Annotated in this window: 16 protein-coding genes and 5 pseudogenes; 15 read left to right on the forward strand and 6 right to left on the reverse strand. The window is 64.1% G+C overall.

What is annotated here, in order from left to right; genetic code table 11:
- Nucleotides 1-25 precede the first annotated feature (25 nt).
- From ACRHIG_RS06270 to ACRHIG_RS06310, 9 genes and pseudogenes are all read left to right on the forward strand, one after another.
- Nucleotides 26-1,237, forward strand: a complete 1,212-nt coding sequence (locus ACRHIG_RS06270) for a phosphoglycerate kinase (protein ID WP_489629671.1) — start codon at nucleotides 26-28, stop codon at nucleotides 1,235-1,237.
- 110 nt (nucleotides 1,238-1,347) lie between these two features.
- On the forward strand, nucleotides 1,348-2,808 hold the full coding sequence (gene pyk / locus ACRHIG_RS06275; RefSeq protein WP_475417901.1) for a pyruvate kinase: 1,461 nt from the start codon (nucleotides 1,348-1,350) through the stop codon (nucleotides 2,806-2,808).
- A 78-nt stretch (nucleotides 2,809-2,886) separates the two neighbouring features.
- Nucleotides 2,887-3,951, forward strand: a complete 1,065-nt coding sequence (fba, locus tag ACRHIG_RS06280; protein ID WP_034746119.1) for a class II fructose-bisphosphate aldolase — start codon at nucleotides 2,887-2,889, stop codon at nucleotides 3,949-3,951.
- Nucleotides 3,952-4,057: 106 nt separating this feature from the next.
- A complete protein-coding gene (locus tag ACRHIG_RS06285; RefSeq protein WP_034780603.1) occupies nucleotides 4,058-4,951 on the forward strand; it encodes a phosphoribosylaminoimidazolesuccinocarboxamide synthase in 894 nt (297 codons plus the stop codon).
- A 1-nt stretch (nucleotide 4,952) separates the two neighbouring features.
- Nucleotides 4,953-5,448: pseudogene (gene purE, locus ACRHIG_RS06290) on the forward strand (5-(carboxyamino)imidazole ribonucleotide mutase).
- Nucleotides 5,449-5,463: 15 nt separating this feature from the next.
- Nucleotides 5,464-6,660, forward strand: coding sequence for a 5-(carboxyamino)imidazole ribonucleotide synthase (locus ACRHIG_RS06295; protein WP_489629672.1), 1,197 nt, complete (start codon nucleotides 5,464-5,466; stop codon nucleotides 6,658-6,660).
- Nucleotides 6,657-7,679 (forward strand): L-threonylcarbamoyladenylate synthase, encoded by a 1,023-nt coding sequence (locus ACRHIG_RS06300; protein ID WP_489629673.1) that lies wholly within the window; start codon nucleotides 6,657-6,659, stop codon nucleotides 7,677-7,679. Before ACRHIG_RS06295 ends, ACRHIG_RS06300 begins: the two co-directional genes overlap by 4 nt.
- Nucleotides 7,680-7,918: 239 nt before the next feature.
- The gene (locus ACRHIG_RS06305) at nucleotides 7,919-9,310 is read left to right on the forward strand and encodes an SGNH/GDSL hydrolase family protein (RefSeq protein WP_475417896.1); all 1,392 of its coding nucleotides are present in this window, start codon (nucleotides 7,919-7,921) and stop codon (nucleotides 9,308-9,310) included.
- 98 nt (nucleotides 9,311-9,408) lie between these two features.
- Nucleotides 9,409-10,095 (forward strand): OmpW/AlkL family protein, encoded by a 687-nt coding sequence (locus ACRHIG_RS06310; protein WP_489629674.1) that lies wholly within the window; start codon nucleotides 9,409-9,411, stop codon nucleotides 10,093-10,095.
- A gap of 37 nt (nucleotides 10,096-10,132) precedes the next feature.
- On the opposite strand, the gene ACRHIG_RS06315 is transcribed toward ACRHIG_RS06310, so the two are convergent.
- Nucleotides 10,133-10,639, reverse strand: a complete 507-nt coding sequence (locus ACRHIG_RS06315; protein ID WP_475417894.1) for a flavin reductase family protein — start codon at nucleotides 10,637-10,639, stop codon at nucleotides 10,133-10,135.
- 189 nt (nucleotides 10,640-10,828) lie between these two features.
- Here ACRHIG_RS06315 and msrA point away from each other — a divergent pair.
- Nucleotides 10,829-11,349: pseudogene (gene msrA, locus ACRHIG_RS06320) on the forward strand (peptide-methionine (S)-S-oxide reductase MsrA).
- A gap of 181 nt (nucleotides 11,350-11,530) precedes the next feature.
- Here the strand turns inward: msrA and ACRHIG_RS06325 are convergent.
- Both ACRHIG_RS06325 and pdxH read right to left on the reverse strand, forming a co-directional pair.
- A pseudogene (locus ACRHIG_RS06325) lies at nucleotides 11,531-12,618 on the reverse strand (class I SAM-dependent methyltransferase); the annotation flags it as partial.
- A 114-nt stretch (nucleotides 12,619-12,732) separates the two neighbouring features.
- Nucleotides 12,733-13,938, reverse strand: a complete 1,206-nt coding sequence (pdxH, locus tag ACRHIG_RS06330; RefSeq protein WP_489629675.1) for a pyridoxamine 5'-phosphate oxidase — start codon at nucleotides 13,936-13,938, stop codon at nucleotides 12,733-12,735.
- A gap of 143 nt (nucleotides 13,939-14,081) precedes the next feature.
- Between pdxH and tcdA the strand changes: the two are divergent.
- A pseudogene (gene tcdA / locus ACRHIG_RS06335) lies at nucleotides 14,082-14,902 on the forward strand (tRNA cyclic N6-threonylcarbamoyladenosine(37) synthase TcdA).
- Here the strand turns inward: tcdA and thpR are convergent.
- Nucleotides 14,899-15,417: an RNA 2',3'-cyclic phosphodiesterase gene (gene thpR / locus ACRHIG_RS06340; protein ID WP_489629676.1), complete on the reverse strand. Its 519-nt coding sequence runs from the start codon at nucleotides 15,415-15,417 to the stop codon at nucleotides 14,899-14,901. The pseudogene tcdA and the gene thpR sit on opposite strands and share 4 nt — an antisense overlap.
- A gap of 94 nt (nucleotides 15,418-15,511) precedes the next feature.
- On the opposite strand from thpR, the gene ACRHIG_RS06345 reads away from it, so the two are divergent.
- Nucleotides 15,512-15,976: an FKBP-type peptidyl-prolyl cis-trans isomerase gene (locus tag ACRHIG_RS06345; protein ID WP_034780576.1), complete on the forward strand. Its 465-nt coding sequence runs from the start codon at nucleotides 15,512-15,514 to the stop codon at nucleotides 15,974-15,976.
- A gap of 132 nt (nucleotides 15,977-16,108) precedes the next feature.
- Nucleotides 16,109-16,993 (forward strand): cysteine synthase A, encoded by an 885-nt coding sequence (gene cysK, locus ACRHIG_RS06350; protein WP_489629677.1) that lies wholly within the window; start codon nucleotides 16,109-16,111, stop codon nucleotides 16,991-16,993.
- Here the strand turns inward: cysK and ACRHIG_RS06355 are convergent.
- Nucleotides 16,990-18,276 carry an SGNH/GDSL hydrolase family protein gene (locus ACRHIG_RS06355; protein WP_489629678.1) on the reverse strand — a complete coding sequence of 429 codons (1,287 nt, stop codon included), beginning with the start codon at nucleotides 18,274-18,276 and terminating at the stop codon, nucleotides 16,990-16,992. The two genes, cysK and ACRHIG_RS06355, sit on opposite strands and share 4 nt — an antisense overlap.
- A 99-nt stretch (nucleotides 18,277-18,375) precedes the next feature.
- Here ACRHIG_RS06355 and ACRHIG_RS06360 point away from each other — a divergent pair.
- A pseudogene (locus tag ACRHIG_RS06360) lies at nucleotides 18,376-19,280 on the forward strand (LysR family transcriptional regulator).
- An 89-nt stretch (nucleotides 19,281-19,369) separates the two neighbouring features.
- Nucleotides 19,370-19,771, forward strand: a complete 402-nt coding sequence (locus tag ACRHIG_RS06365) for a ribosomal maturation YjgA family protein (protein ID WP_489629679.1) — start codon at nucleotides 19,370-19,372, stop codon at nucleotides 19,769-19,771.
- 3 nt (nucleotides 19,772-19,774) lie between these two features.
- Here ACRHIG_RS06365 and ACRHIG_RS06370 read toward each other — a convergent pair whose 3' ends face one another.
- Nucleotides 19,775-22,588 (reverse strand): M16 family metallopeptidase, encoded by a 2,814-nt coding sequence (locus ACRHIG_RS06370; RefSeq protein ID WP_489629680.1) that lies wholly within the window; start codon nucleotides 22,586-22,588, stop codon nucleotides 19,775-19,777.
- Nucleotides 22,589-22,595: the final 7 nt, after the last annotated feature.

The raw sequence follows: 22,595 nt of genomic DNA on the forward strand, positions 1-22,595 counted from the left end.
CCTTCCACTCGTCATCTGGATCGCCATGTCAGCTGTTCTCAACTTCATCCGTCTGCAAGATTTGATCGCCCAAAATGCACTGCAAGGCAAGCGCGTGTTTATCCGCGCCGACCTGAACGTCCCGCAAGATGACAGTGGCAAGATCACCGAAGATACGCGCATCCGCGCTTCGGTGCCGGCCATCCGTGCCGCCCTCGACGCTGGCGCCGCCGTCATGGTGACGTCGCACCTGGGCCGTCCGACGGAAGGCGAGTTCAAGCCGGCCGACAGCCTGGCGCCCGTGGCGGCCCGCCTGTCCGAGCTGCTGGGCCAGGAAGTTGCACTGAAACAAGACTGGGTCGATGGCGCCGGCCTGGAAAACCTGGCCGCCGGCCAGGTGGTCCTGCTGGAAAACGTGCGCGTCAACAAGGGCGAAAAGAAAAACAGCGATGAGCTGGCGCAAAAAATGGCGAAATTGTGCGATATCTACGTCAATGACGCGTTTGGCACGGCCCACCGCGCCGAGGCGTCCACACACGGCATCGCCAAGTTCGCCCCTGTCGCCTGCGCCGGCCCGCTGCTGGCCGCCGAACTCGATGCGCTGGGGAAAGCGCTGCACGCGCCGGCCCGTCCATTGCTGGCCATTGTTGCTGGTTCGAAAGTATCGAGCAAGCTGACCATCCTGAAAGCCCTGTCCGACAAGGTCGATAACCTGATCGTCGGTGGCGGCATCGCCAACACCTTCATGAAAGCCGTTGGCTTGAATGTCGGCAAGTCGCTGGTGGAAGCGGAACTCGTCGACGAAGCGAAAGCCATCATCGACATCATGGCCAAACGGGGCGCGCAAGTGCCGATTCCCGTCGACGTCGTGTGCGCCAAGGAGTTTTCGCCCACAGCCGCCGCCACCGTCAAGGACGTGGCCGACGTGGCGGATGACGACATGATTCTCGATATCGGCCCGAAAACGGCGGCCCTGCTGGCGCAGCAGATCGCCGCCGCCGGCACCATCGTGTGGAACGGCCCCGTTGGCGTGTTCGAGTTCGACCAGTTCGGCAACGGCACCAAGACCCTGGCCTTGGCCATTGCCGAGTCGAAAGCATTCTCGATCGCCGGCGGTGGCGACACCCTGGCGGCGATTGCCAAATACGACATTACGGATAAAATCAGCTATATCTCGACGGGCGGCGGCGCTTTCCTGGAGTTCCTGGAAGGCAAGACTTTGCCTGCAGTGGAAATTCTCATGCAACGTGCTGGCTGATCCAGCCTGACTGTAGTGCCACCAAGCGCAGCCTGACCGCTGCGCTTTTACCTTGCCGGCTGCTGTCTCAAACCGGCCTTGCTCACCTTCGCTCGCGCACAAGGATTCCTATGCCACGTGGTACAAAAATCGTAGCAACAATCGGCCCCGCCTCCACCGACTTCGATATCCTGGTCAAAATGATACGTGCGGGCGTCGATGTGGTGCGCTTGAATTTTTCCCACGGCAAGGCGCAGGACCATATCGACCGCGCCGCGCTGGTGCGCCTGGCGGCGGCCGAGTGCGGCCGCGAAGTGGCCATCATGGCCGATATGCAAGGGCCGAAGATTCGTGTCGGCAAGTTTGAAAACACCCGCATCCAGCTGGAAGCGGGCGAGCGCTTCATCCTCGACGCCAAGTGGGGAGAAAACGGCGAGCTGGGCAACCAGGAACGGGTCGGCCTCGACTACAAGGCCCTGCCGCGCGACCTGCACAAGGGCGACGTGCTGCTGCTGAACGACGGCCTCATCGTGCTGATCGTCGAGCGCATCCACGGCAGCGAAATCCACACCACCGTGAAAATCGGCGGCGAGTTGTCGAACAACAAGGGCATCAACCGCCAGGGCGGCGGCCTGTCCGCGCCCGCGCTGACGGCCAAGGATATGGAAGATATCAAGACGGCTATGAGTTTCCAGGCCGACTATCTGGCCATTTCCTTCCCGAAATGCGCGACCGACATGGAAATGGCGCGCCAGCTGGCCAATATCGCCGGCGAACCGTACCACCACAAGCCGATGATGATCGCCAAGATCGAGCGGGCGGAAGCCATTCCTGCGTTGCAAGAGATTCTTGACGCCTCCGACGGCATCATGGTGGCCCGTGGCGACCTGGCCGTGGAAGTGGGCAATGCGGCCGTGCCGGCCCTGCAGAAGCGCATGATCAAGATGGCGCGCGCGTCGAACAAATTAGCCATCACGGCCACGCAGATGATGGAATCGATGATCGTCAACGCCGTGCCGACGCGCGCGGAAGTGTCCGACGTGGCAAATGCCGTGCTCGACGGCACGGACGCCGTCATGACGTCGGCGGAAACGGCCTCGGGAAAGTACCCGATCGAGACGGTGGAAATGATGGCTGCCATCTGCGTGGAAGCGGAACAGTCCGAATACAACAAGCTCGATGCCGATTTCCTCAACGTCACGTTTACCCGCATCGACCAGTCGATCGCCTACGGCGCCCTGTTTACAGCCCATCACCTGCGCGTAAAAGCCATCGTGGCGCTGACGGAATCCGGTTCCACCGCCTTGTGGATGAGCCGCCACAGCATCGACACGCCGATCTACGCGCTCACGCCCAGCGTCACGACTTTGCGCAAAGCCGCGCTGTACCGCAATGTTCGGGCGTATCATCTGATGCAGAACGCTCCCAGCGCGCAAGTGCTGAAGCTGGCGGAAGATTTACTCGTGGAACAGGGCATCGTCAGGAAGGGCGACATGATCGTCGTCACCTGGGGCGAGCCGATGGGCCAGGTGGGTGGCACGAATGCATTGAAAATCGTCAAGGTTGGCGACCTCGATGCCGTGCTGATCTGAGGTAAAGAATTCAGGCGCCGCCGCGGTCATGAACCGCGAAGCGCCGCAATGGTTTCTATTGTTATCTGGAGTATTACCATGTCTCTCGTATCCATGCGTCAACTGCTGGACCATGCCGCCGAAAACGGTTATGGCATTCCTGCTTTCAACGTCAACAACCTGGAACAAGTGCAAGCCATCATGGCCGCCGCCGATGCCTTGAACTCGCCGGTGATCATGCAGGCGTCCGCCGGCGCGCGCAAGTACGCCGGTGAAGCCTTCCTGCGCCACCTGATCGACGCCGCCGTCGAAGCGTATCCGCACATTCCCGTCGTCATGCACCAGGATCACGGCCAGTCGCCAGCCGTCTGCATGGCCGCCATCCGCTCGGGTTTTACTTCCGTGATGATGGACGGTTCGCTGGAAGCGGACGGCAAGTCGGTCGCCTCCTACGAATACAACGTGGAAGTATCGCGTGAAGTGGTGAAATTCTCGCACGCCATCGGCGTGACGGTGGAAGCGGAACTGGGCGTGCTCGGTTCGCTGGAAACCATGAAGGGCGACAAGGAAGACGGCCACGGCGCCGACGGCACCATGACGCGCGAGCAACTGCTGACGGACGTGGCGCAAGCGGCCGACTTCGTGCAGCGTACCCAGTGCGACGCCCTGGCCATCGCCATCGGCACCTCGCACGGCGCCTACAAATTCACGCGCAAGCCGACGGGCGACATCCTGGCCATCGACCGCATCAAGGAAATCCACGCGCGCATCCCGAACACCCATCTGGTGATGCATGGTTCCTCGTCGGTGCCGCAGGAATTGCTGGCCATCATCCGCGAATTCGGCGGCGACATGAAGGAAACCTACGGCGTGCCAGTGGAAGAAATCCAGGAAGGCATCCGTCACGGCGTGCGCAAGATCAACATCGACACCGACATCCGCCTGGCGATGACGGCCGCGATCCGCAAGTACCTGTTTGAAAACCCATCGAAATTCGACCCGCGCGACTACCTGAAGCCAGCCCGTCTTGCTGCAGAGCAAATCGTGCGCGCCCGCATGCAGGCATTCGGCTGCGAAGGCCAGGCGTCGAAAATCAAGGCCATGCCACTGGAAAAAATGGCCGAGCGCTACAAGGCCGGCGAGCTGTCGCAAATTGTGAAGTAAAATTCTGTCTGGAACGGGCCGGAAGCAATGCTCCGTGCCCGATTTTCTCGACCGGCGGGCGCCTTCCCTGCCTGCCGGTTTCGTTTCATCCAACTATTCCCCCGCTATGAACAGCCTCTATCAGACTTCCATCCACTCCCTGCCATTGCTGGGCCACGGCAAGGTCCGCGACAACTACGCCGTTGGCGACGACAAGATCCTGATCGTCACCACGGACCGCCTGTCGGCCTTCGATGTCGTCATGAACGAGCCTATCCCCGGCAAGGGCAAGGTCCTCAACCAGATGAGCGACTTCTGGTTCGAGAAACTGGGCCATATCGTGCCGAACCACCTGACCGGCGTGGCGCCGGAATCCGTGGTGGCGCCCGAGGAAGTGGAGCAAGTCAAGGGCCGCGCCGTGGTGGCCAAGCGCTTGAAGCCGATCATGGTCGAGGCAGTCGTGCGCGGCTACATCATCGGTTCGGGCTGGAAAGATTACCAGGACACGGGCAGCATCTGCGGCATCGCGCTGCCGGCGGGCCTGCAACAGGCGGAAAAGCTGCCGGAACCGATCTTCACCCCGGCGGCCAAGGCCGAGCTGGGCGAGCATGACGAAAACATCAGCTTTGCTGAAATGGAAGAGCGCATCGGCGCCGACCTGGCCGCCAAGATGCGCGACGTCGCCATTGCCCTGTACAAGACGGCCGCCGAGTACGCGGCCACGCGCGGCATCATCATCGCCGACACCAAGTTTGAATTCGGCCTGGACGACAATGGCGTCATGCATCTGATGGATGAAGTGCTGACGGCCGACTCCTCGCGCTTCTGGCCCGCCGATTCCTACCAGCCCGGCATTTCGCCGCCCTCGTTCGACAAGCAGTTTGTGCGCGACTACCTGGAAACGCTGACCTGGGGCAAGACCGCACCGGCGCCCGCGCTGCCGGCCGATGTCATCGAAAAAACCCAGGCCAAGTACTTCGAAGCCATCGAACGCCTGACGGGCGAGAAGCTGAAGGCCTGAGATGACTGAGCAGAATAAGCCGCTGGTCGGCGTCATCATGGGCTCGTCCTCGGATTGGGACGTGATGCAGAATGCTGTTGCAATGCTGAAACAGTTTGGCGTGCCATACGAAGCGCAGGTCATTTCCGCGCACCGCATGCCCGACGAGATGTATGCGTACGCGAAAAGCGCGCGCGCGCGGCTTGCGCGCCATCATCGCCGGCGCCGGCGGCGCCGCCCACCTGCCTGGCATGGTGGCGGCGATGACCATCGTGCCCGTGCTGGGCGTGCCCGTGCCATCGAAATACCTGCGCGGCGAAGATTCCATGCTGTCGATCCTGCAAATGCCCAAGGGCGTGCCCGTGGCCACCTTCGCCATCGGCGAAGCGGGCGCGGCGAATGCTGCGCTGACGGCGGTGGCGATGCTTGCCGCCAACGACGACGCCCTGGCCGACCGCCTGGAAGCCTTCCGCGCCACGCAAACGGCCGCCGCCAAGGCCATGGTCTTGCCTGAATAATGTGTTTGAAAAATAATGAATAGTAAATCGACTTCCCCATTGCTGCCCGCCGCCAACCCACCGGCGTGGCTGGGCGTGATGGGCGGCGGCCAGCTCGGCCGCATGTTTGCCCAGGCCGCCCAGAGCATGGGCTACCAGGTGGCTGTGCTGGAACCGTCCGACGCCTGCCCTGCGGGGCAGGTGGCGCAGCGCCTGGTCCATGCCGGCTACGGCGATGCAGCCGGGCTCGACGCCCTGGCCGCGCAATGCCTGGCCGTCACCACGGAATTCGAGAACGTGCCGGCCGACAGCCTGTCGCGCCTGGCCGAACGCGTGTTTGTCGCCCCCAACGCCCACGGCGTGTCGGTGGCGCAGGACCGCATCGCGGAAAAGCGTTTCTTTGTCGACTGTGCAAGCAAATCCGGCGTGCTGCCGGCGCCGCACATGGTGATTGCCACGCAGGACGATATCGACAACATCGCCGACGACTTGCTGCCAGGCATCCTGAAAACCGTGCGCATGGGCTATGACGGCAAGGGCCAGTACCGCGTGCGCACGCGCGACGAGGTGCGCGCCGCGTTCGCGGAAATGGGCGAGGTAACTTGCTTGCTGGAAAAGATGCTGCCGCTGGCCTATGAAGTGTCGGTGCTGACGGCGCGCGGCGTGGACGGCGCCTCGGTCGTGTATCCGATCGCCGAAAACGTGCACCGCGACGGCGTCTTGTTTACCACCACGGTGCCGGGCCCGAACGTGTCGGACGAGAGCGCCGCCAGGGCGCAGCGGGCGGCGCAGGCCATGGTTGCCGAACTCGGCTATGTCGGCGTGCTGTGCATCGAATTTTTCGTGCTCACCGACGGCAGCCTGGTGGTCAACGAAATGGCGCCCCGGCCGCACAACAGCGGCCACTACACGATGGATGCCTGCGTCACCAGCCAGTTCGCGCAGCAGGTGCGGGCCATGGCGCGCCTGCCCTTGGGCGACGTGCGTCAGCATTCGCCGGCCGTGATGCTCAACCTCCTCGGCGACGCCTGGTTTGCCGACGGCAGCGATGTCGCCTGCGAACCGGCCTGGGACCGCATCCTGGCCCTGCCGGGCGCGTGCCTGCACCTGTACGGCAAGGACGATCCGCGCCGTGGCCGCAAGATGGGCCATTTGACCTTCATCGCGGCCAGCTTGCCGGAGGCGCAGCAGCGCCTGCGCGACGCTTGTCTGATCCTGGGAATCGCGCCGTGAGCGTGCCCGCACAAGATCTGGCGGCGGCCGCCGCCGTGCTGGAGGCGGGCGGCCTCGTCGCTTTCCCCACAGAAACGGTGTACGGCCTGGGTGCCGATGCGGAAAACCCGGCCGCCGTGGCGCGCATCTATGAGGCCAAGGGTCGTCCATCGGACCATCCCGTGATCGTCCACGTGGCGCCCGGCGCCGACTTGGCGCACTGGTCCGACGACATCCCCGAGGAAGCACGGCAGCTGGTGGCCGCCTTCTGGCCCGGTCCGCTGACCCTGATCGTCAAGCGCGCCGCGCATATCCCCGACGCCGTTTCCGGCGGCCAGGATACGGTGGGCTTGCGCTGCCCGTCGCATCCGGTGGCTATCGCCTTGCTACGCACGTTCAAGGGCGGCAAGGGCGGCCTGGCGGCGCCGTCGGCAAACAAGTTCGGCAATGTCAGCCCCACCACGGCGCAGCACGTGCGCGATGAATTCGCGGCGGAACTCGACAGCGGCTTGCTGGGCCTGGTCCTCGACGGCGGGCAGAGTGACGTGGGCATCGAGTCGACCATCGTCGACCTGTCGCGCCTGGCCACGCACGGTCCCGTGCTGTTACGTCCCGGCCATATCAGCAGCGAGCAGATCGCCGCCGTCATCGGCCGCGCGCCGGCTGTTGCCGACGCGGCCGCGCCACGCGCCTCGGGTACCCTGGAATCGCACTACGCGCCACATACGCCTGTTGCGATGCAGCACAGCGACGACGTGCGCGCCACCTTGAACCGCCTGCTCAACGACGGGCGCCGCGTGGCCCTGATCCACTACTCGGATCTGCCGCCGGCCAGCGCCAGCGTGCGCCTGGCGGCCAGCCCGGAAAATTACGCGCATGCGCTGTATGCCTCGCTGCGCACGATGGACCAGGTCGGCGCCGAGCTGATACTCGTCGAAGCACCGCCCACCGGCCCCGCCTGGCTGGGCGTGAACGACCGTTTGCGGCGTGCCGCGTTCGGCTCAAGTGGTATCTTGCAGCAATTTCTATCCGTCTCATAAAAAGTCCCGCAAGGGGCTTTTTCTTGATGCAGCGCAATAGAGATGCTTGCCACGAAACATATTAAATCCTCCATAATTCAGCGGATCGCCCCGTCATGACGGGGCGCTGGCGGTGTTGTTATTTCGTTGATTTTTAAAACATATTTTCTATACAAGCCTGAGGAACGATGGCATATTAGTTGGGTAGCGAATAGCACGCCCGTTCGTTTAGAAACCAGAAAAAAGACCGAGGAGACAAAATGCATCAAACAAAATTCGCGCTGGCCGTGCTGGCTGCGGCTGTCCTGGCAGGTTGCGGCGGCGCCAGTGGCGGTGATCAAACCTTGAAAGTCAAATACACGGCGCAGGTGTCGTTCGGCGACAGCCTGTCCGATGTCGGTTCGTATGCCGTGGGCACGGTGCTGGCGAAAGGTGGCGGCAAGTTCACCATCAATGGCGACAATACCAAGATCAATCCTGAACTGACGGGCAAGAACTGGACCGAGCACCTGGCCGCGCAATTCGGCCTGGCCGCGCCATGCGCCGCCGAGACCGGCCTGGAAGGCAATGCGGCGAAGGGCTTGTCCGTGCCGCGCGTCAAGCATCCTGGCTGCTACGGCTACGCCATGGGCGGTTCGCGCGTCACCAACCCCGTCGGTCCGAACAACAAGCTGACGGGCAGCGAGCTGGGTGCCCTGACCGTGCCTGTGGTGACGCAGATCGCGAACCACCTGGCCGCTTCCGGCGGCAAGTTCAGCGGCACGGAAGCCGTCTTCGTGATGGCCGGCGGTAACGACGTGCTGTACCAGCTCGGCGCATTGCAGGCCGGCGCAACGGCGGCCGGCACGAAGGCGGGCGCCGATGCGGGCGCCAAGGCTTTTGCCACCAACCTGACCCTGGCCCTGGCCGCCGGCGCGCCCAATCCCACCACGGCCGCCGCCTCCATCGGCGCCGCTATCCAGACGGCCAGCGCGGCGCCTGGCGCCACGTCGGCGACCATCGTCGGTGCCGCCGTGCAAGCTGCTGTCATCGCTGGCAATACGGCCGTTGCCTCGCCCACCGTGTATGGCCCGCTGGTTACCAAGGCGCAAGCCGATGCGACGGTTACCGGCAATGCTGCCGGCGCCAAGGCCGGCGCCGACTACGCTGCGGCCCAAGGGCCATTGCTGATTGCCGCCATGAAACAAGCGGGTACTGAGCTGGTGGCGCTGGTCAAGGACCAGATCATCGCCAAGGGCGCCAATTATGTGGTGGTCAACAATCTGCCTGACGTGGCCGGCACGCCATCGGGCCTGAGCAAGGATGCCAATACCAAGGCACTCATCAATGCCATGGTCAGCGCCTTCAATGGCGAACTGAGCGGCGGCCTGAACGGCAATGCGAAAGTCTTGCTGGTCGACGTGTTTGCCGTCAGCCATGACCAGGGCACCAACCCTGGCCCGTATGGCTTGACGAATGTCAGCGAGACGGCATGCGACTTGAGCGCACCAGGCAATATCCTGGGCAGCTCGCTGGTCTGCAATGGCACGAACCTGAAAGCGGGCGACGTCAGCCACTACTCGTATGCCGACGATGTGCACCCTACGCCGTTCAACAACCTGTTGCTGGCCCGTTATGTGGCCAAGGACATGGTCGTGCGGGGCTGGCTGTAAGGAATCGCCGCGCCAGCCGCGTCCCGGGGACGTGGCTGGCGCTGGCAGCGACAAGACTGGATAGCCCGGCTATCCGCACATAATGATCAGGAGACAAGATGAAAAATCGTTTGAATACCGCTGTACGCGTGCTGGCCGCCGCCGCCGCGATGGCCATGGCGACTGGCGCTTCGGCGCAAAGCGCGGGCACCTGGATGGCCAAGGTCGGCGTCAACAAGATCACGCCCCACGTCGACAGTGGCGACATTTCCGCGCCGGCACTGCCGGGCACGAAGGCCGACGTCAAGTCCGATACCAAGCCCATCCTGACCTTTGCCTACATGATCACGGACAATATTTCCGCTGAAATGATCCTGGGCGTGCCGTACAAGCATGACCTGATGGGCGATGGTTCCATCAAGGGCACGGGCAAGCTGGGCACGGCGGAAGCCTTGCCGCCGACGGCCTTCATCCAGTACCGTTTCTTCCAGCCGAACGCGATGATCCGTCCTTACGTGGGCGCGGGTTTGACGTATGCTTATTTTCAGAAGGAAAGAGGTTCGGGCCAGATGACGGCCTTGCTGGATCCGGGTGGATCGCCCGTGACCTACCGCATGGACAACAAGCTGGCCGGCAGCCTGGTGGTCGGCAGCACGCTGTCCTTCAACGAGCGCTGGTTTGCCGACGTGGCCGTGGTCAAGACCTTCCTGAAAACCAGGGCGAAATTCTCGACGGGGCAGACGCAGGACATCAAGCTCGACCCGCTCGCCGTGAGTGTCAGCATCGGGTATAAATTTACCCTGTAAAACAAAAAATCCGCCTCGGCGGATTTTTTTGTCCCGCTCAGGCTGGCGGTGTGTTGAACTGTCCATTGTGGAAGATCAAGGGCGCTTGCGCCGTAAACGCGCATTGTTCCACTTCGCCCACGAAAATGACGTGGTCGCCTTCGGGATAGCGGCTGCGGTTGTGGCATTCGAACCAGGCCGACGCGCCTTTCAGGATGGGCTGGCCCGTGCGCGACAGCTCATACTCGACGTCGTCGAAGGGATTCGGCGTACGGCGGGCGAAGCGCTGCGCCAGTTCCGCCTGCTCGGCGCCCAGCACATTGATGACGTAGTGCGAGTTGCCGCTGAAGATGGGCATGCTGTTCGCCACGGAACCGAGGCTCCACAGCACCAGCGGCGGCGACAGCGAGACGGAATTGAAGGAGCTGGCCGTCAAGCCGCGGAAACTGCCGTCGGCCAGGCGCGTCGTAATGACCGTCACGCCGGTGGCAAACTGCGACAATGCCTGGCGGAAATGTGTCGTATCGAATTCTTGCGCTGGCGCGCGGGGAGAGCGTGTGTTCATGGGTGACCTGTCTATTTGCTGACATTATGCCAAAAATCGGCAATGCCAGCGCAATCGTGGCCGGCATGCCCCATATGTGCGGTGCGCCACGCGCCGTTTCAAGCGGCGCTGCAGGCCATGGCGCTTTGCGTTACAGTAATGAAATGATACGTCGCACAGGCGTTGCGGGAGGGCATCATGACTCAACAGATGGAAGTGGCGGTACTGGGCGGCGGCTGTTTCTGGTGCCTGGCCGCCGTGTACGGGGAAGTGCGCGGCGTGATGCGCGTCGAGTCCGGCTATACGGGCGGGAGCGTGCCCAACCCCAGGTATGAACAGGTGTGTACGGGCGAGACGGGTCACGCGGAAGTGGTGCGGCTGGAATTCGATCCCGCCGTCATCAGCTATCACGACTTGCTGGAAATCTTTTTACCTTGCATGACCCCACCACCCTGAACCGGCAGGGCAACGATGTCGGCACGCAATTTCGCTCTGTCATCTATTACCAGTCGGCCGAACAGGAAAGCGTGGCGCGCAAGGTGCTTGCCGAGATGGCCGGCGTGTGGGATGCGCCGATCGTCACGCAGCTGGAACCGGCATCGGTCTTTTATCCGGCCGAGGATTACCACCAGAATTACGTCGAGCAGCATCCCTTGCAGGGGTATTGCGCCCTCGTCGTCGTGCCCAAGGTGGAGAAGTTCCGCGCCATGTACGCGGGGCGCCTGAAGTAAGCACCCCGCGCGCGCATCAGGATCAGGTCGCCAGCAGGGGCGCCGGCCTGGCGTCCTGCGCATACATGTAGTGGCGCGACCAGGGCAGGGCGGAAGAGCGCCGGCCCGCCTTCACGCAGACGATCTGGTACAGGCTGATCAAATCTTGCTCGAAGGCATAGGCGCAGCCGGCCAGGTAGACGTGCCAGATGCGGAAGCGCCGCTCGCCCGCCAGCGGACGGATCTGCTCGGCGTTGGCTTCGAAATTCTCCGTCCACAGGGCGCAGGTGCGCGCATAGTGGCGCCGCAGGTTTTCCACGTCCAGCACTTCCAGCCCCCTTGCTGCATGGTCTTGAGCACATTGCCGATGTGCGCCAGCTCGCCGTGCGGAAACACATATTTTTCGATGAATTCCCCGCCCCCATACGGCGTTTCGCCATTCTCCGGGTCCGTCGAGGTGATGCCGTGGTTCATCGCCATGCCGTCCGGCGCCAGCAGCTTGTTGATGATGGAAAAGTACTCGGGCAAATGCTTGAGGCCCACGTGTTCGAACATGCCCACGCTGGTGATGCGGTCGAACTGGCCCGTCACGTCGCGGTAGTCTTGCAGGCGGATATCGATCAGGTGCGCCAGGCCGGCCGCCGCCACGCGCTCGCGCGCCAGCGCGTACTGGTTTTCCGACAGGGTCACGCCCACGCAGCGGGCGCCATATTGCTGTGCAGCACGCATGACGAGCGCGCCCCAGCCGCAGCCGATGTCGAGCAGGGTCTGGCCCGGCTGCAACTGGATTTTCTTCAGGATATGGTCGATCTTCTTGACTTGCGCCTGCGCCAGGGTTTCATCGCCGTGTTCGAAATAGGCGCAGGAATACACGAGGGCGGGGTCGAGGAATTGCTCGTAGAAGGCATTCGACACATCGTAGTGGTAGCGGATGGCTTCGGCATCCTTGTTCTTGTCGTGCGTAAAGCTGCGCACGATGCGGGCCAGCTTGCCTTCCGGTTTCAAGGTGTTGCGCGCCAGGGCATTGCAGATGGAAATCATGTCCTGGGCCGTGCCCTTGACTTCGATATTGCCTTCCACATAGGCCGAGCCCAGGTTGGCCAGTGAGGGGTTCAGCAGATAGCGGGCCGAGGCGACGGTCGGCAGGCGGATGGTGACGCGCGGCGTTTCGCTGGACAGGTCGACATGCTGGCCATTCCACAATTCTATGCGCAGCGGCAAGGCGGTCTTGCTGCGGATGCTGGCGATCCAGGACTTGAGTTGGTTTTGTACAAACAAAATGGCCTCCAATGTAGCGGCCGCCGTTGCGGCCGCAAATTGAGAAACAATGTCATTTAGTAACTTCTACCCTCATAGCCTACACCTATATTGACCAGCTTGCTTTGCGCCGCCTTGACTATGCGCTCAAGGCTGCAAGCGCTGCATGCTCCATTGCCCGTCCGCACCACGCGTAAACACGATGCGGTCGTGGAAGCGCGAACGGCGTCCCTGCCAGAACTCGATGCGTTCCGGCTGCAAGCGGTAGCCGCCCCAGTGGGCCGGACGCGGCGGCTGCGCATCGCCGACGGCGGCGGCCACGGCCTCGTAATTGCTTTCCAGCGCGGCACGGTCGGCGATGGGCGCGCTTTGCTGCGATGCAATCGCTGACAAGCGGCTTTGCACGGGGCGCACATTGAAATATTCATCGCTTTCGGCGGCCGTGGTTTTCACCACCGTGCCCTCGATGCGCACCTGCCGCTCCAGCTCGCCCCAGAAGAACAGCAGGGCGGCGTGCGGATTGTGCTCGAGCTGCCGGCCCTTGTCGCTGTGGTAGTTCGTGTACCAGGTAAAGCCACGCTCGTCGAATTGCTTGATCAGCACGATGCGCGAGCTGGGCTTGCCCTCGGGACTGACGGTGGACAAGCTCATGGCGTTCGGTTCCAGCACCTGGGCCTTGACGGCTTCGGCAAACCATTTCTGGAACTGGGCGACGGGATCGGCCAGCACATCCGTCTCGCTCAGGCTGGACTGCACGTAATCGGTGCGCATGGCCGCCAGCACGGCGGCCGCGTCCGGCTGGGCTGCTGCGGGCGCTTCGGGCGCGATGCCGCGGCGGCGCTGCATGGCCGTGCCCAACTGCTCCATCTGCCGCGCGCTGAACAGGCGCTTGGCCATCGGCGCCAGCTGCCCCTCTTCCTTGCTCATGTGGGCCTGGTAGGCTGCCACATAGTCGCGCACGCCATGGGCGGACAGCTGCACGCCCGTGCCGGCGGCGATGGCGTCCAGTTCCGGGCGCAGGGTCAGCCAGGCCTGGTCCATGCGCTGGTGGTCGGCCAGGATCTCGGGCACCAGGGTCGCCAGCAGGGCCGCGTCCTCGCCCGTGGCGGTGGCCTGCAGCATGGGCATCAGATCCTGCTCCTCATCGTCATGGTGCAGATGGGCGGCTTGATTGAAATATTGCAACACTGCCTTGGCCGCCTGCTGCGCGTCCGCCGTGTTGCCGTGCTGCACCAGATGCGCCAGCAGGTTTTGCAGGGTCGTCAGTTGCTTGCGGATCTTGTCGTGGCAATGCTTGAGCACGGCAATGGGCTGGTCAAAGCCGGGAACGGAGTCGAACAGGGGAGAGGTCATGGCGAGTTCTCGTGGTGAACGGTGTGGGGGCGCGGCGACAAACGGAGCTTGTCGCTGTGTCAATCCGGCTATTTTAGAATATCTGTCAGCGCAGTGTCCGTTAAAATGGCGCCATGCATACCTCCACCAATGAACTAATTTCCATGGACTTGACCGAGATCGATTTTGAACGGCGTTTCGGCGGCATTGCCCGCCTGTACGGCGCCCCCGCGCTGGAACGTTTTCGCGCGGCCCACGTGTGTGTGATCGGCGTGGGCGGCGTCGGTTCCTGGATCGTCGAAGCGCTGGCGCGCAGCGCCATCGGCCGCCTGACCCTGATCGACCTCGATAATGTTGCCGAATCGAATATCAATCGCCAGATCCAGGCCATGAGCGACACCATCGGCAAGGCCAAGATCACGGCCCTGGCCGAACGCATCGAACTGATCAACCCGTTTTGCCAGGTCACGCAGATCGAGGATTTCATCACCCCCGATAATCTGGAGCAGTTGCTGGGCGGGCGCGATTTCGACTACCTGGTCGACGCCATCGACAATGCCAGGGCCAAGGCGGCCGTGATCGCGTATTGCCGCGCGCGCAATATCCCCATGCTGACCATCGGCAGCGCGGGCGGGCAGACGGACCCGACCCTGATCGCCGTGCGCGACCTGTCGAAGACGGAGCAGGAACCGCTGCTCAAGCGCGTGCGCAAACTGTTGCGCACCGAATATGGTTTCCCCGTGGCGTGAAAAACAAATTCAACGTCGACGCCGTGTTTTCCATGGAGCCGTTGAGCACGCCAGAGAGCGCGGAAGCGTGCGCCATCGATGGCAGCACGCCCGCCGGCGTCACGGGCTTGAATTGCGCCGGCTTCGGTTCCAGCGTGGTGGTGACGGCCAGCTTCGGCATGGTGGCGGCCGCCCATGCGCTGAAAACCTTGCGCCAGGACAAACTGGCTGCCGAGCCAGTGGCGGACGCCGCCTAAGCCAGTTTGCGGCGCGCCACGATGCGGTAGTCGCCGCTGCTTTTCAGCGATTCCACCAGCACCAGTTCGTCCGCCTGCCAGGCGATGGGCGCGAAGTCCTGGCTTGCCGGCGGCGGCGCCTGGCGCGCCAGGGTCACGTGCGGCGTAAAGCGGTCGTGCTCGAAGCGGGGCGCCAGCCCCTGTTGCGCCAGCGCGCGCATGCAGGCCGCGCGCAAGTCCAGCAGGGCCGGCGACGGCTGCGCCAGGGCGGCCCAGGCCAGCGCCAGCTTCGTGAAGTGGCTGGCGTGGTCGAACAGCAAGGGCATGGGGTGCGCCGGCAATTGTGCCAGGATCGCCAGCAGGGCCGGCAGGTCGCTGGCCGGGTGCTGGCCCAGGAAGGCCAGGGTCAGGTGCAGCTTGTCCGCGCGCACGGGCTTGCCTTGCAGGCGCGCCTGCCAGGCGGCCAGCGCCGCGCGCGTGGCCGCATCGGGCCACAACGCGTAAAACAGGCGGGGGCTATGGGTATCGGGCGACAAGTTTTTCCTATCGTTGCGGCGGTTTGCTATGATTGGCGTTCCCTGCCTCTTGCATTGGCAGGGATCTCACCGAAACTCACTGAAAGAATACATCATGACGCGTAGCTCCGTTTTGTTTGCCCTGATCTGCTCCGTCGCCGCGTCGCTGGCGCAGGCACAGGCGCCAGCGCCTGTTCCCGCCTCGGCCGTCTCGCTGAGCCCCGGCCCTGTCGCCGATAAATTGATTCTGATCGACAACAAGGTCGGCACGGGCAAGGAAGCGTCCGCCGGCAGCAACGTTACCGTGCATTACACGGGCTGGCTGTACCGTCCCCTGGCGAAAGATTCGCGCGGCAAGAAGTTCGACAGCTCCGTGGGCCGCGGCCCGTTCGACTTCCCGCTGGGCAAGGGCATGGTCATCAAGGGCTGGGACCAGGGCGTGGCCGGCATGAAAGTGGGCGGCAAGCGCACCCTGATCATTCCAGGCGAACTGGCCTACGGCCCGCGCGGCGCCGGCAATGGCGACATTCCGCCGAACTCGGCACTGATCTTCGACGTGGAACTGCTGGACGTTAAGTAATTGTTCAGTTTGGCGGCGGCGCATGCTCGCGCCGCCGCCAAAACGCGGTAGACTGGATTCTTCTGTAATTGCTGTGGAGACTCCCATGAACATCGCCAACGACGTCACTGAACTGATCGGCAACACCCCCTGGTGCGCATCAACCGCATCGCCGCCGGCAGTGTGGCCACCATCCTCGCCAAACTCGAATTCTACAATCCCGCGCACAGCGTCAAGGACCGCATCGGCCTGTCCATGATCGTCGCCGCGGAAGCCGCCGGCAAGATCCATCCCGATACCGTCATCGTCGAGCCCACCAGCGGCAACACGGGCATCGCGCTGGCCATGGTGTGCGCCGCGCGCGGCTACCGCTGCACCCTCGTCATGCCCGACACCATGAGCCGCGAACGGCGCATCCTGCTGCGCGCCTACGGTGCCGAACTGGTGCTCACACCGGGCAGCGAAGGCATGCTGGGCGCCATCCGGAAGGCCGAGGAACTGGTGGCGGCCGACCCGCGCTACCTGATGCTGCAGCAATTTAATAATCCCGCCAATCCCGCCATCCACCGCGCCACGACGGCCGAGGAAATCTGGCGCGACACGGATGGGCAAGTGGACATCGTCGTCGCCGGCGTGGGTACGGGCGGCACGATCACCGGCATCGGCGAAGTGTTGAAGGAGCGCAAGCCCGGCCTGCAAGTGATCGCCGTGGAACCGGAAGCGTCGCCGATGCTGTCGAAAGGCACCAAGGGGCCGCACCCGATCCAGGGCATCGGCGCCGGTTTCGTGCCGCAGATCCTCAACACGGCCATCTACGACGAAATCATTTGCGTGAAGAACGACGACGCCTTCGCCACGGCGCGCCTGGCCGCCAGCGATGAAGGCTTGTTGGTCGGCATCTCGTCGGGCGCCGCCCTGTGGGCCGCCCTGCAAGTGGCGCGCCGTCCGGAAAACGCGGGCAAGACCATCGTCACCATCATCCCGTCGTTCGGCGAGCGCTACTTGAGCACGGCCTTGTACGCAGGGCTGGGCGATTAAGGCTTGAGGGCCGGCAACAGCAGCCGCAGGTCTATCCCTTCCGCCAGCGCCCGATTGCCCGCGTCGCCCGGGTGCAAATGGTCGCCCGAGTCGTAGGCGGGCAGCAGGCGCAGCGGATGCGCGGGGTCGCGCGTCCAGGCGTCGAAGTCGAGCACGGCGTCAAACAGGCCGCTGGCGCGTATCCACGCATTGAGTTGCTGGCGCAGCGCATCTTTTTCCTTTTGATAATAGTCGCTCAAGGGCGTGCCGGGCAGGGCGCCTTCGAATGGCGTCACAGTGGCGCCGACCACGCGCACGCCGCGGCGGCGGGCCTGGGCCACCAGTTGCGCGTAGCCGGCCGTTAATTCCTCCAGGGTAGGACGCTGTTGCTGTGGCGCGAACGCCGTGCCGGGCCAGCTGATGTCATTGATCCCCAACAAGACGACCACCGTGCGCACGCCAGGTTGCGCCAGCACGTCGCGCTCGAAGCGCGCCAGGGCATTGTCTCCCATGCCGTCGGATAACAACCTCGCGCCGGAAATCCCCGCATTGATCACGGCCACGCCCTGCGGCGCCAGGCGTTCGGCCAGGAAGTCGGGCCAGCGCGCATCCATCCCCAGGCTGGCGCTGGCGCCATCGGTGATCGAGTCGCCCAGGATGGCCACCACTTGCGCCGCCGGCGCCGCTTCCACTTCGATGGCACCGAGTAGAAGGCGCGCCGTGGTGGTCTGCACGCCCGTTTGCGCCTCGTCAATGCGCGCGGCCCGCGTCTGGTCCTGCGGGGCGATCCACGCCGTTTCGCGGCCATCCCAGTGAAACGTGGAGACGGAACTGGCTTGCGGCAGGTGCACGCTCACCGTCAGCCGCGCCAGGTCTGGCACGGACAGCGCGACGGGGTCGCTGACGAGCGGCGCTCCCGGCGCCATGGTAGCCGAGGGCTGGCCGGCAAAGGTCAGCGTGCGCAGGCTGCCCGCTTCGATGGCCGAGCCGTTCGCCGCCAGGGCTACGCTGGCGGCACCGATGCGCAGCGGCACCTTGCCATACGCATTCGACAGCACGATGCGCACGCGCGGGCCGCCCACGCTGAGGCGCGCCACCTGGCGCACGGTTTGTTCGTGCAGCACGGCGGGCACGTTGGCGGGAAGCACAAAGTCGCTGCCCCACACGGCTTGCGGACTGGCCGTCCAGCTGGCCAGCCAGTTGGAGGCGGGGGCTGGTGCAAGTTCGGCGTTGGCGGCCTGGGCCGGGCTGGTGCTGAATGCCAGACTCAGCAGGGCGGCGGGGAGGAGGGAAGATCGTTGCATGGCGGCTCGCTTTATCAAGGGGAATGTGCGCATGATGCAAGCAAAGCCATTTATGTACTAGACTATCCCATCGAAGAACATTTATGAGTTGAATTCACAATGGCCAGACTGGAAGTGAACCGCTCCGGCGAGCTGGAAGTGTTTGTGCGCGTGGTCGAGCTGGGCGGTTTTTCCGCCGCCGCGCGCGCCTGCGGCATGACGCCGTCGGCCGTCAGCAAGCTCGTGTCTCGGCTGGAAGAGCGCCTGGGCGCGCGCCTGTTGAACCGCTCCACGCGCCAGCTGCAGCTGACGGCCGAGGGCTGCGGCCTGTATGAACGGGGCACGCAGGTGCTGGCGGCGCTGGACGAGGCCGAGCGCTGCGCGGGCGTGCAGGATGTGCCGCGCGGCAAGATCAGGGTGAATGCGAACGTGCCGTTCGGCCAGCATTTCTTGCTGCCGCTGGCGCCGCTGTTTCTCGAGCGCTATCCCGAGGTGACGCTCGACATCGTGCTGACCGATACCGTGGTCGATATCCTCGAGCAGCGCACGGACGTTGCCGTGCGGGCCGGCCCCTGAAAAGCTCCAACTTGCTGGCGCGTAAGCTGGGCCAGACGCGCATGGCGATCGTCGCATCGCCCGCCTATCTGGCGCGGCGCGGCACGCCGCGGGCAGCGGCCGATCTGGCGTCGCACAATCTGCTCGACGCCAATTACGTGCGCGCCCGCTCGGGCTGGCCGCTGCGCCTGCCCGACGGCGACCTCGTCGTGCCGGTCGTTGGCAATACGCAGGCCAGCGATGGCGAAGCCTTGCGGCAACTGGCGCTGGCGGGGCTGGGACTGGCGCGCCTGGCGGCCTTCCAGGTGCGCACCGATATCGCGGCAGGCCGTTTGCAGGCCGTGCTGGAAGCGTTCAACCCGGGCGACAGCGAAGACGTGCATGCCGTGTTCGTGGGGCAGGGCGGGCATGTGCCGCTGCGCGTGCGCGTCTTTCTCGACTTCCTGGCGCAGCACGTGGACCTGGCTTGATGCGATAGGCTGCAGGCGGACACGGCCGCGCAGTACAATATCGGACGGGCCGCAATGGTTCGGCCCGTATTGTGCCTTTGAATGGAAATATGTTCCTGGTAAAACCTGAACGCCGCCGCCTGCTGCAGGTGGGCGCAACCGTGGCTGTCATCGCGCTGGGCCTGGCCTCGCGCGCCTATCCCCAATTCCTCCCCGCCGCGCTGGGCAAGTATCCGGGCGACGTCCTGTGGGCCATGATGATCGTCTTTGCGCTGGGCATCGTCGCCACGCGCATGCGCACGTGGCAGCTGGCGCTGACTGCGCTGCTGATCTGCTTTGCCGTGGAATTCGGCCAGCTGGTCCAGACGCCCTGGCTCGTCGCGCTGCGCGCGCATCCGCTGGGGCACCTGGTGCTCGGTTCCGCCTTTGGCTGGATCGACTTGATCGCCTACACGGCCGGGGTGGCCGTGGCGGCGTTCATCGACAAGCTGGCGCTGTTCAAGCGCCGCTAGTCCTTACTTCACGTTCCCCTCCGCATCGCGCAATTCCACGGGCGCCAGTTTCAGCTTGCTCAACTGCGGGGCGATCTTCGCCTGGTCGCCCACGCCGATGACGATCAGCTTTTCCGGCTGCAGGTATTTTTTCGCCACCTGCTGTACCTGCTTGTCCGTCACGCTGGCAAAGCGCTGCGGCAAGGTCGCGTAGTAGTCGAGGCCCAGGCCGTAGACATAGGTGTTGGCCATGCTGGCGCTGATGCTGGCATTCGTCTCGAACTGGCCCGGCAAGGACAGCACCTGCGAATTGCGCGCATTCGACAATTCCCTGGCCGTCAAGGGCTTGGCGATCATGGCGCGGATTTCCTTGAAGGTTTCCGACACGGCCGCACCCGTCACGTCGGTGCGCACGCCGGCCGCGATGGAGAACGGTCCCGGCTGGCTGCGGTACTGGAATTGCGAGCGCACGCCATAGGTGTAGCCCTTCTCTTCGCGCAGGTTATTGCTCAGCCTGCTGGTAAACAAGCCGCCCAGCGCCGCGTTCATCACTTGCAGCGGCGCATAGTCGGGCGTCGCGCGGGCCACGGCGATGGTCGACAGGCGCACGGCCGTCTGCGGCGCGCCCGGCTTGTCGACGAGGATCAGCCTGGCTTTCGTCGTGGCCGGCGCCGCCGTCACGGACGGCGCCACGGCGCCCGCCTTCCAGCTGCCGAACTTGGCTTCCGCCAGCGCCTTCAATTGCGCCGCGTTGATGTCGCCCGAGACGATCAGTGCCGCATTGTTGGGCACGTAATGCTGCCGCCAGAACGCCTGCAGGTCGGCGCGGCTGGTCGCCTTCAGGGCCGCTTCCGTGCCCAGTTGGATATAACCGTACGGATGTTGCGGGCCGTACAGGGCGGCCGCTTCCACGCGGGCCGCCACGGCCGCCGCGTTTTCGCGCTGCTGCGCCAGTTCGCCGATGCGGCTGGCGCGCTGGCGTTCCACCTCTTCTTGCGGGAATTGCGGGTGCTGCACCACGTCGGCCAGCACGTCGAGCGCTTGCGGGAAGGTGGTTTTCAGCGACGTCAGCTGGGCGAACGAGGCGTCCGCGCCGGAACCCGTGCCGAGGAAAGCGCCCAGTTGCGCCACGTCATCGGCGATCTGCGGCGCGCTGCGCGTACTGGTTCCTTCCTGCAGCAATTGCGCCGTGAAGCCGGCCAAGCCCGGCTGCGCCAGCGGATTGGCGCCCGAACCGCTTTTTACCACCAGCTGGCTGGAAATCAGCGGCACGGCCGGGTTGTAGTTGTGGATCACGGTCAAGCCATTGCTCAAGGTGAAGGAGGTCGCTTGCGGCAGCACGATCTTCGGCGCGGGACCGGCGGCCGGCACCTTGTTACGCCATGGCTCGTCCGCATTGATGGCCGTGCCTGGCGCCGGCTTGACCTTGCCCGGCGCCGGCGTCGCTACTTCCGGACCCAGGTCCGGCTTGCCCGGCACGCCATACACGACCACGCGCGCCTGGTTTTTCAGGTAGGTGTCGACGGCGCGCTGTACGCCGGCCGCCGTCACCTGACGGTAGCGCTCGATATCCTTGCCCAGGTAGCCGGGGTCGCCCAGGTACTGGTTGTACTGGTTCATCATGTTGGCGTTGCCGCCCACTTTTTCCACCTGGCTCAGCATGCTCGTTTCGATGCTGTTGCGGGCCCGCTCGATTTCCTTCTCGCTGGGTCCCTTGGTGCGCAATTGCTCCAGTTCCGCCTGCATGGCTTGCTCGATTTCCTCGGGCTGATGACCGGGGCGGGCCGTCACGTCGAGGGTGAACACGGAGGTGAGGGCGTTCGAGCTCTGGTTGGCGCCCACGTCCTGCGCGATCTGCTTGTCGTACACCAGGGATTTATACAGGCGGCTGGACTTGCCGCCGGCCAGGATCTGCGCGGCCATCGACAGTTCCGCGTCATCCTTGGCGTAGGCGGACGGCGTCAGCCAGGCCATGAAGACGCGCGGCAGTTCGACCCGGTCCTGCACCACGATGCGGCGCTCCTGCGTGATGGGCGGCGTCACGACGTCGGGCTTGGCCACGGCGGGGCCGCTCTTGAAGCTGCCGAAGTATTTGTTGACCAGTTCCTTGGTCTTCGCCTTGTCGATGTCGCCCGCGATCACCAGGCTGGCATTGTTGGGACCATAGTATTTGGTGAAGAATTCCTTGATGTCGGCCAGTTTCGCGTTCTGGATGTCCGCATGCGAACCGATGACGCTGGCGTAATACGGGTGGGTCTTCGGAAACAGCTGGTGGTACAGCGCTTCCTGCACGATGCCGTAGGGCGCGTTTTCCACGCTCTGGCGGCGCTCGTTGCGCACCACGTCCTGCTGGTTCGTCAGCGCCGTCTGGTCGAGCACGTCCAGCAGATAGCCCATGCGGTCGGAATGGGCCCACAGGGCCAGTTCCAGCTGGTTCGACGGCACCGTGTCGAAATAATTGGTGCGGTCGAAATCCGTGCTGCCGTTCGAATCGGTGGCGCCCGCGCCTTCGAGCAACTGGTCGGCCATGCCGCGCGGCACGTGCTTGGTGGCGGCGAACATCATGTGTTCGAACAGGTGCGCAAAGCCCGTCAGGCCCGGCGCTTCATTCGCCGGTCCCACGTGGTACCAGATGTTGACGGCCGTGACGGGCAATTTATGGTCTTCCACGAGGATGACGTCGAGGCCGTTCGGCAAGGTGTATTTTTCGTAGGCGACATTGGGCACGGCCATGGCTGCCGTCGCGGCAGCGGCGCCGGCGGCGTGGGCGAGCGTGAGCGGGGCGCCGTACAGCGACAGCATCAGGGCGGGAATGGCCAGCAATTTGATCGGTTTCATGCATGCT

It is taken from the genome of Janthinobacterium sp. C22 (assembly GCF_057919405.1).

What these genes read in the sequence shown, in the direction of transcription:
- ACRHIG_RS06270 (WP_489629671.1), top strand. Translation starts at nt 26, where the DNA reads ATGTCAGCTGTTCTCAACTTCATCCGTCTGCAAGATTTGATCGCCCAA.
- pyk (WP_475417901.1), top strand. Translation starts at nt 1,348, where the DNA reads ATGCCACGTGGTACAAAAATCGTAGCAACAATCGGCCCCGCCTCCACC.
- fba (WP_034746119.1), top strand. Translation starts at nt 2,887, where the DNA reads ATGTCTCTCGTATCCATGCGTCAACTGCTGGACCATGCCGCCGAAAAC.
- ACRHIG_RS06285 (WP_034780603.1), top strand. Translation starts at nt 4,058, where the DNA reads ATGAACAGCCTCTATCAGACTTCCATCCACTCCCTGCCATTGCTGGGC.
- ACRHIG_RS06295 (WP_489629672.1), top strand. Translation starts at nt 5,464, where the DNA reads ATGAATAGTAAATCGACTTCCCCATTGCTGCCCGCCGCCAACCCACCG.
- ACRHIG_RS06305 (WP_475417896.1), top strand. Translation starts at nt 7,919, where the DNA reads ATGCATCAAACAAAATTCGCGCTGGCCGTGCTGGCTGCGGCTGTCCTG.
- ACRHIG_RS06310 (WP_489629674.1), top strand. Translation starts at nt 9,409, where the DNA reads ATGAAAAATCGTTTGAATACCGCTGTACGCGTGCTGGCCGCCGCCGCC.
- ACRHIG_RS06315 (WP_475417894.1), bottom strand. Translation starts at nt 10,639, where the DNA reads ATGAACACACGCTCTCCCCGCGCGCCAGCGCAAGAATTCGATACGACA.
- pdxH (WP_489629675.1), bottom strand. Translation starts at nt 13,938, where the DNA reads ATGACCTCTCCCCTGTTCGACTCCGTTCCCGGCTTTGACCAGCCCATT.
- ACRHIG_RS06345 (WP_034780576.1), top strand. Translation starts at nt 15,512, where the DNA reads ATGACGCGTAGCTCCGTTTTGTTTGCCCTGATCTGCTCCGTCGCCGCG.
- ACRHIG_RS06355 (WP_489629678.1), bottom strand. Translation starts at nt 18,276, where the DNA reads ATGCAACGATCTTCCCTCCTCCCCGCCGCCCTGCTGAGTCTGGCATTC.
- ACRHIG_RS06365 (WP_489629679.1), top strand. Translation starts at nt 19,370, where the DNA reads ATGTTCCTGGTAAAACCTGAACGCCGCCGCCTGCTGCAGGTGGGCGCA.
- ACRHIG_RS06370 (WP_489629680.1), bottom strand. Translation starts at nt 22,588, where the DNA reads ATGAAACCGATCAAATTGCTGGCCATTCCCGCCCTGATGCTGTCGCTG.